At 69.0% G+C, this 7624-nt stretch carries 10 protein-coding genes; 2 read left to right on the top strand and 8 right to left on the bottom strand.

Going from position 1 to position 7624, the window contains the following annotated elements; all coding sequences use genetic code 11:
- Positions 1-24: 24 nt before the first annotated feature.
- From OG453_RS25200 to OG453_RS25180, 5 genes are all read right to left on the bottom strand, one after another.
- A complete protein-coding gene (locus tag OG453_RS25200; RefSeq protein WP_266870747.1) occupies positions 25-558 on the bottom strand; it encodes a response regulator transcription factor in 534 nt (177 codons plus the stop codon).
- Positions 559-973: 415 nt separating this feature from the next.
- Entirely contained in the window at positions 974-1183 is a 210-nt protein-coding gene (locus tag OG453_RS25195) for a ferredoxin (protein ID WP_266870746.1), read from the bottom strand.
- Positions 1184-1185: 2 nt separating this feature from the next.
- Entirely contained in the window at positions 1186-2394 is a 1209-nt protein-coding gene (locus OG453_RS25190) for a cytochrome P450 (protein WP_323178713.1), read from the bottom strand.
- A 162-nt stretch (positions 2395-2556) separates the two neighbouring features.
- Complete coding sequence (locus OG453_RS25185; RefSeq protein WP_266870744.1) at positions 2557-3339, bottom strand: thioesterase II family protein; 783 nt, start codon at positions 3337-3339, stop codon at positions 2557-2559.
- 44 nt (positions 3340-3383) lie between these two features.
- Positions 3384-4319 carry an oxidoreductase gene (locus OG453_RS25180; protein WP_266870743.1) on the bottom strand — a complete coding sequence of 312 codons (936 nt, stop codon included), beginning with the start codon at positions 4317-4319 and terminating at the stop codon, positions 3384-3386.
- An 81-nt stretch (positions 4320-4400) separates the two neighbouring features.
- Here OG453_RS25180 and OG453_RS25175 point away from each other — a divergent pair, with 81 nt between their 5' ends.
- The gene (locus OG453_RS25175; RefSeq protein ID WP_266870742.1) at positions 4401-5006 is read left to right on the top strand and encodes a TetR family transcriptional regulator; all 606 of its coding nucleotides are present in this window, start codon (positions 4401-4403) and stop codon (positions 5004-5006) included.
- Positions 5007-5111: 105 nt separating this feature from the next.
- Here the strand turns inward: OG453_RS25175 and OG453_RS25170 are convergent, their stop codons facing one another.
- Positions 5112-5426 carry an HGxxPAAW family protein gene (locus tag OG453_RS25170; protein ID WP_266870741.1) on the bottom strand — a complete coding sequence of 105 codons (315 nt, stop codon included), beginning with the start codon at positions 5424-5426 and terminating at the stop codon, positions 5112-5114.
- Positions 5427-5547: 121 nt separating this feature from the next.
- Between OG453_RS25170 and OG453_RS25165 the strand changes: the two genes are divergently transcribed.
- Positions 5548-6021 (top strand): MarR family winged helix-turn-helix transcriptional regulator, encoded by a 474-nt coding sequence (locus OG453_RS25165; RefSeq protein ID WP_266870739.1) that lies wholly within the window; start codon positions 5548-5550, stop codon positions 6019-6021.
- Here OG453_RS25165 and OG453_RS25160 read toward each other — a convergent pair.
- Together OG453_RS25160 and OG453_RS25155 are read right to left on the bottom strand one after the other, a co-directional pair.
- Positions 5994-7370: a DUF1254 domain-containing protein gene (locus OG453_RS25160; RefSeq protein ID WP_266870738.1), complete on the bottom strand. Its 1377-nt coding sequence runs from the start codon at positions 7368-7370 to the stop codon at positions 5994-5996. The genes OG453_RS25165 and OG453_RS25160 overlap by 28 nt on opposite strands.
- Positions 7367-7615: a type B 50S ribosomal protein L31 gene (locus OG453_RS25155; protein WP_266870737.1), complete on the bottom strand. Its 249-nt coding sequence runs from the start codon at positions 7613-7615 to the stop codon at positions 7367-7369. Before OG453_RS25155 ends, OG453_RS25160 begins: the two co-directional genes overlap by 4 nt.
- Between the last annotated feature and the right edge of the window lie 9 nt (positions 7616-7624).

Raw genomic sequence — 7624 nt, 5'->3', positions numbered from 1 at the left:
TCGCCAAGTGCCCGCGCCCGACGCTCACATGGCCGCCGCCGACGCGATCAGCTGCGCCCTGGACGCCATGTGCGCCTTCGCAAGGACGTTGGAGACATGGAACTTGATGGTCTTCTCGCTCAGGCCGAGCCGCCGGGCGATCTCTTTGTTGGCCATGCCGCGCCGCACCAGTTGGAGCACCTCGGACTCACGCGAGGTCAGCGGTGCGTGCGTGGGTACGACCGTCAGAGGTCGTGGCAGCGTGGCGCGCACAAACCTGAGCAGCGCCCCGCTGAGGCCGGGCGAGACATAGCCCGTGCCTTCGCCGGCCCGGCGGACCGCCTCCACCAACTCCTCCTCGGGGTCGTCGCTGTGGACGAGCGCGCCGACGTTGACCTGGGTCAGCCGGACCCAGTCGGCGACGGCGTCCACGTCCGACACGATCACCACCATGGCGGCGTCGACCTGCTTCAGCTCATGCACATGGCCGGCCTGCGACTGTGCTTCGAGCACCACGACATCCGGTTCGTAGACATGCACCGCCGAGAGGAGTTCGCCGATATCTCCGGCCTCACCCACCACGACCAGTGCGGGGTCCTCCGCGAGTGCCCCTCGAATACCCAGACGCGCGTACGGATGGGGATCGCATACAACAACTCGTATCTGAATTCCACTGTTCAACTGCCCGCCCCCTGTTAAGATTTTCCCGCTCTCCCGATACGCGGAATTCACACACAGGGGCAAGGGCGCATGCCGGTGCACCATTCACGGAATTCGCCGTGTGAATGGATGGAATGAAGGCATGACAGACCCGTTCCCGGACCGCCGCCCGCAGAGTGATCCGGCGGGCGGCGGAATTCAGGACGGGTCGAGATCCGCGATGAACATCAAAAACGCGGCGCACTCCCCCGTGCACTACATCGTGCACTCACCTGTGCACTACTTTGCGCACTCACCTGTGCACTGCCTCGTGCACTGATCGTGCACTACTCCGTCAGCGCGCGATCGCCTCGCGCACGACGTCGATCGCGCCCACCGGGCACAGCTGGGCGGCCAGCTCGACCGACTGCTCCAGGTCCGCGGGCGGCTGCGTGACGCGCAGCAGCACCAGACCCTCCGTGTCGTCCTGGTCGAAGACCTCCGGGGCGTTCACCACGCAGTTCCCGGAGCCCGCGCACAGTTCCCTGTTCACCGTGATGTGCATGGTCACCACGTCACCGGCAGCTCGGCGACGCCGAACGTCACGGCCATCGGACGCTGCGGGACATCGGCCAGCTTCAGCTCGGAGCGCAGATTCGGGAAGCGGCGGGCCAGCTCGACCAGCGCCACCCGCAGTTCGGCCCGGGCCAGCGGCTGGCCGATGCACTGGTGCAGGCCGAAGCCGAACGCCATGTGCCGGTGCGCCTCGCGCCGCTTGGGGTCGAAGTCGTCGGGGTCCTCGAAGACCGAGTGGTCCCGGTTGGCCATCGACAGCATCGCCACGACACCTTCGCCGGCCTTGATCTGCTGACCGCCGATCTCGGCGTCCTCCATGGCGAGGCGGGGCAGTCCCGTGCGTACGACGGTGATGTACCGGAGCAGCTCCTCCACCAGGCCGGGCGCGAGGCTCGGGTCCGCGCGCAGGGCGTCGAGCTGCCCGGGGTGTTCCAGGAGCGCGAGGGCGGAGAGGCCGATCATGTTGGCCGTGGTCTCATGGCCCGCGACGAGCAACAGCATGGCCAGGCTGACGAGTTCGTCCTCCCGGAGCTGGCCGGTGTCCACCCGCTCGACCACGAGCCGGCTGAGCAGGTCGTCCTCGGGAGTGGCCCGCTTGAACTTGATGAGGTCGCCGAGGAGTCCGGCGAGCGCGCCCAGGGCGGCCTGGGTCTCTTCGGGACCGGAGTTCCTGTCCATGATCACGCGACTGTGATCCTGGAAGAAGTCATGGTCGGAGTACGGGACTCCGAGCAGATGACAGATCGTCATCGACGGGACGGGGAGCGCGAACTCGTTCATCAGGTCCGCGGGCGGCCCGATCTCCCGCATGCGCTCCAGCGCCTGGACCACCGTCTCCTCGATGAGCGGCTCGATCCGCCGGATGTTCTTGATCATGAACTCGGCGGTCAGCATCCGCCGGAACCGGCTGTGCTCCTCGCCGTCCATGAAGATGAACAGCCCCGATGCATCCTCCTGCTTGGGAGGTATCGGGTTGAGTATCGGAAACCCTGTCTTGTACTGGTCCGAGCTGAACCCCGTATGCCGTAAAAGCTGTCGTACGTCGTCGTGCCTGCTGATCAGCCAGGCCCAGCCCCCAAAGGGAAGTCGGACTTTTCCGACAGGCCCCTCGAGTCGCTCCAGATCCGCTCCCTTGACGGGAATGAACGGGTTGTCGTCCGGGCCAATAAACGGGAATGCCGGAAGGCTTGCGACATCCACATTTGCCACGTCCCCCACTACGTCAACACCTCGCAGAACTCGGTATTGGAATGAGGATTCAGCCTAACAAGGAGGTTGACCGAAAAATGATCGATCGTGAGACAGGTCACACAACTCATAAGAGGCCGGATTCAAAACCGGGCACCTGATATTGATGCCCCCTTACGACTCCGCCGCACCCCGCTGCGCCAGCAGATCGGAGATCTGCTCGCGCACGGCCGCCGCGACGACCTGCATCTGGTCGCTCAGATAGAAATGGCCGCCCGGATAGGTGCGCAGCTCGAAGCCGCCGTCCGTGTGCTCGCTCCACGAACGCACCTCGTCCAGGGTCGCCCTGGGGTCGTCGTCGCCCACATGCCCGCGGACGGGAGCCGCGAGCGGGGGCCCGGGGACGTAGCGGTAGGTTTCAGCCGCCTTGTAGTCGTTGCGGATGGCGGGCAGCGCCATCCGCAACAGGTCCTTGTCCTCGAACACCCGCGTGTCGGTGCCGTTGAGCGCCCGCAACTCCGCGATCAGGCCCTCCTCGTCGCGCAGATGCACGGGGCTGTCGTCCGCACGCCGCCGGGACGGTGCGCGCCGCCCCGATGCGAAGACGACGAGCGGCCCGGCCCCCTTCTCCTCGAGACGCAGGGCGAGTTCGAAGGCGATCATGGCGCCCATGCTGTGCCCGAAGATCGCCAACGGCCGGTCCCCGTACGGGAGCGCCTCGGCGAGCAGCGCGTCGGCCAGACCGCCGATGGAGTCCACGCCCGGCTCGTCGAACCGGTCATGGCGCCCCGGGTACTGGACGGCGAGCACCTCCACCTCGGGGCCGATGGAGCGGGCGAACGGGAGGTAGAACGGCGCGGAGCCGCCGGCGTGCGGCAGACACAGCAGCCTCGCCCGCGCGTTGGGGGCGGGGCGGTACCGGCGGATCCACGGTCCGGTCTCGATTTTCGCGGTCACCTACATGTTCCTTCGGCGCTCGGACAGTTCGGGTCGTACGTCGCTCAAGCCGCGGCCGGGAAGGCGAACTTGACGGCGGTCAGCTCCTCCGAAAGATCCCACAGCTTGCGCCCGGTCGCGGCCTCGGCGGCCGACGGGGCGAGCTCGACCCGCTTGGGCGCACCGCGCAGTTCACCCATGCCGTCGGGACCGATGAACTGGCCGCCCTCCATGTCCGGGGCGGTCGCCGCGTACAGCTGCGGGAGCGCACCCTGGTCCGGGGTCTGGGCGAGCGGCGAGAGGATCTTGCCGAACAGCAGCTTCACCATGCCGACCGGCGAACTCGTCTGCAGGTTCGTCAGCGTGTAGCCGGGGTGGGCGAGCACGCTGCGCACCGGGCTGCCCGCCGCGGTCAGCCGCTGGTGCAGCTCCCAGCCGAAGACGGCGTTGGCCAGCTTCGACTGGTTGTAGTAGCCCATGGGCGAGTACTTGCGCTCGCCGGAGAGGTCGTCGAAGAAGAACTTCGCCTGCCGATGATTGGCCGAACTCACCGTGACCACACGGGGGTTGTCGCCCGCCGACAGCTGGTCGAGGAGCAGCCCGGTCAGCGCGAAGTGGCCGAGGTGGTTGGCGGCGAACTGCAGCTCGTGGCCCTGCGCGCTGAGCGTGCGGGGCGGCGCCATCACACCGGCGTTGTTGATGAGCACGTCCAGGCGCGCATGGTCGGCGCGCAGCCCGTCGGCGAAGTCGCGCACCGAGTCCAGATCAGCCAGGTCGAGACGGCGCACCTCGAGCTGCGCGTCCGGCTGACCGGCGGTGATCTCAGCGACCGCCCGGCGTCCCTTGGCCTCGTCGCGCACGGCCAGGATCACGTTCGCGCCCTTGCGGGCGAGCGCACGCGTGGTCGCCAGACCGAGGCCGCTGTTGGCTCCGGTGACGACGAACACACGGTTGCTCTGGTCGGGGATCTGCTCGGTCGTCCAGCGCTGCTGACTGTTCATACGACACAAGTTGCCCCACGTGGCATCGAGTGTCAAGCCGCGCCTGAGTGCCATGGGCGCCATGGCGTATACGATGCGGGGGTGACTACCCGCCCAGAACCGAGCCTGGCCCAGCGCAAGCGTCAGCTCGTCGCGGACGAGCTGACCGGGGCCGCACTGAAACTGCTGGCCCGCAAGGGGTTCGACGCGGTCACGGTCGACGAGATCGTGGCCACCGCAGGTGTGTCCAAGCGGACGTTCTTCCGGTACTTCGCGTCCAAGGAGGACGTCGTCGTCCAGTTCCTGGCCGACATGGGGGCCGACATGCGCGCGGAGCTGGCGGGCCGCCCCTCGCCGGAGTCCCTCTCGGCGGCCCTTCGGCACACCGTCCTGGTCTCCGTGAACGCCTGCGCCGGCCATTCCGAACAGGCGCTGCGCGTGGTGCAGCTGATCCTGGGCACCCCTGCCCTGCGCGCCCGCTTCCTGGAACGCCAGGCGCAGTGGCGCGACGAGCTGGCGGCGGAGGTGGCCGAGCGCTTGGGCCTCGCCCCCGCCGACCTCTATCCGCAGCTGGCCGCGGGGGTCGCTCTGACCGCCTTCGACACCGTGTTGCAGCGGTGGAGCGACAGTGACGGTGCGGAGGACGCCGGCGCGCTGACGGAGCGGGCCTTTGCGATCATCGCTCCCGCGTTGGACGCCGACGCCTGAGCGCCCACCGGGTCTGCCACGCCGTGCCGTCGGGCGGCTGCGGGTCCTTCGTGGCTGGTCGCGCAGTTCCCCGCGCCCCTTCGGGGCGCGACCCGGGGCGCGCCCCTAGGAAACGGCCCCCGCACGCGCCCCGCGCCGCCCCGCCAACCGGCAGCCGACGCAGTTGTCGTGGCCCTCGCGCACCGTGTGGTCCCTGGTGCGGAAGGTGCGGCGACCGGCGGGACGCGGGCCCGACGGCTTGCCCCAGCCCGCGAGGTGCAGTGCCCATGTGACGAGCAGGGCCACCGCCATGATGCCGAGCCCCAGCCAGATCCCCGGCTCCCAGCCGGTTACGCCCATGCCGGCGACCAGGGCCCCGACCGTACCGATCGTGCAGCCGACCCAACCGGCGATGGTGTGGCCGTCGTCGTGCGTGCTCACGTGCCTGCCTCCTCGCGCCGCCGGTGCCCCCCTGCCACGGCGTGCCGTGGTCGAGCCACCGGCGCAAGACCTACAATGCCTTAGCAAGTGAGGAATTTATCTTACGCGCTAAGGGGTTTCAATGGAGGGCAAGCGACGCCCCGCAGCCTCCGTCCAGGACGTGCTCGGCGCGATGGACGACCTCGTCACGACGAGCGTCGTCGGCCAGCAGGAATTCGCCCGCAACCTCGGCCTGAGCGTCACGGACCTCGCCTGCTTCTCCTACATCCTGCAGGCCGGGGACTCCCCGGTGACCGCGGGCGATCTGGCCGAGCGCGCACATGTGACGACGGGCGCGGTGACCGGCATCATCAACCGCCTGGAGCGCGGCGGTTTCGTCACCCGGCAGCCGGACCCCGCCGACCGGCGCCGGGTACGCGTCACCGCCCTGCCGGCCGCGACCGAGCGGGTGCGGAGCGTCTACGGCCCGTACTACTCACTCCTCGAAGAGCTCTTCGCCGACTACACACCCGACGAGATCGCCGTGCTCTCCGACTGGTGCAAGCGCGCGAGCGCACTCGCTCGCACCTACGTCGACGACTCCTGCGAGCCCTGACCGCCCGCACCCTCCTGATCACGGCGCACCGGCGGCAGTTGATACGTCCCGTCGAAGACCGCGGCGCGCGGCGTGTACATCCGCACCACAGGACGGAAGCGCCCTTCGGGCGTGGGCAGCCAGTTGGCGGCCGTCTTGTCGTCGGCGGGCCGCCCGGCCTGCAGGCGCAGCGTGAGCGAGCCGTCGTCCCCGTACGCGAGACCGGGGGTGCGATCGCCGATCGAGTACCGGTCGACGGGGTTGTCGACCAGGTAGTAGTCCGGCAGGTCGTACATCGTGACCGACCAGAACGCGTCGACGGGCGGCGGCTTCTCGAACCGCAGCGTGTAGGAGCGCGACCCGTCGAGCGGCTCGCCGTCCTCGTCGTTCCACGTCATCGCGTACGCCGCTTCGTACCCGTGATTGCCCCAGAGCCCGGCACGGGCGGCCGCGGCTCGCATGACATGCCCCAACTCCCGGTCCCTGCACACCCATTGGGGATCCTTGAGCGTGCCGACCTCGAAGTGATCGGCGTTGTAGTCGAAGGCGTGATACGCCAGCTTCCACCCGTTCTGCTCGGGACTCTCGCCCTGGGTCGTGGCGTGCTCGACCTGCTCCTTGCCCGCGGCGAACCCCGCGCGCAGCGCCTCGACGAGCTCGGGCGCGGCCTGCCCGTACGGACTCTGCGGGTCGAGCAGGCCGAGCGGTGCGAACCGCTGCTGGTACGCCACCTCGGGCGCCGCGGGCGGAAAGGCCGCCATCCGCGCCCGCAGCTTCTCGAAGAACAGCAGCTCCGACTCGCCGTCCGGGGTGTACGCGTGCGTCGGCAGACCCACGGGCTCGCCGGACGCCGTCCAGTACGGCTCGAGGAGCGTCTCCGCCTGAAGCTCCCGCACCGCCGCCACGTCGTCGGGCCCCGAGCAGGCCCAGCGCCCGACGATCGTCGCCACCATGGTCGGCGCGGAGATCCGGGTGGCACCCGCGGGCACCAGCTCCTCCCACCCCGGCGGCGTGAGCAGAAAACTCGCCGCCCCGGTGCCGGTCGCACGACGCCCCACGTACGCGAAGTTGTTGGTCCAGGCGTCCACGAACTGCAGGACGTAGTAGCGCCCCCCGGTGTCCGGCACGGTGAGCAGCAGCGGCCCGCCCGACAGATCGATCTGCGCCACGGAGTACAGCGTGTCGTTGTTGACGCTCACGAAGCTGTCACGGGGCCCGGCGAGCGCGCCCGCATGGCTGAACTCGTTGAACGGGGCGGGCGCCACCGACCCCATGCCCTTGCGGGTGAAGCGATCGACTTCGTCGAGGCTGAGCACCATGGGGGAGCCGTACACATAAGCCTCGGCCGCCAGCGCCTGCAGATCGGTCATGCCCCGTCCCCGAAGCGCCGCTCGAACTTCGCCACCTGGCCCTCGGAGTCCACAGCACGGGCCCGGCCCGTGTAGAACGGGTGGCTCTCCGCCGAGATCTCCACCTCCACCAGCGGATACGTCTCCCCGTCGTCCCACTCGATCGTCTGGTCACTCGACGCGGTGGAGCGGGTCAGGAAGGCGTACCCCGCCGAACGATCACGGAAGACGACGGGCCGGTATCCGGTCTGCTTGTCCTGGGTCATTCCTCCAGA

The organism is Streptomyces sp. NBC_01381, assembly GCF_026340305.1.
GTDB lineage: Bacteria > Actinomycetota > Actinomycetes > Streptomycetales > Streptomycetaceae > Streptomyces.
Note: the sequence above shows the minus strand (reverse complement) of the source record. Positions and strands in the feature narration are given on the sequence as shown.

Bases quoted from the DNA above. Each gene is read 5' to 3' on its own strand.
- OG453_RS25165 (WP_266870739.1), top strand. From the start codon at position 5,548: ATGGAGGGCAAGCGACGCCCCGCAGCCTCCGTCCAGGACGTGCTCGGC.
- OG453_RS25195 (WP_266870746.1), bottom strand. From the start codon at position 1,183: ATGCACATCACGGTGAACAGGGAACTGTGCGCGGGCTCCGGGAACTGC.
- OG453_RS25160 (WP_266870738.1), bottom strand. From the start codon at position 7,370: ATGACCGATCTGCAGGCGCTGGCGGCCGAGGCTTATGTGTACGGCTCC.
- OG453_RS25180 (WP_266870743.1), bottom strand. From the start codon at position 4,319: ATGAACAGTCAGCAGCGCTGGACGACCGAGCAGATCCCCGACCAGAGC.
- OG453_RS25155 (WP_266870737.1), bottom strand. From the start codon at position 7,615: ATGACCCAGGACAAGCAGACCGGATACCGGCCCGTCGTCTTCCGTGAT.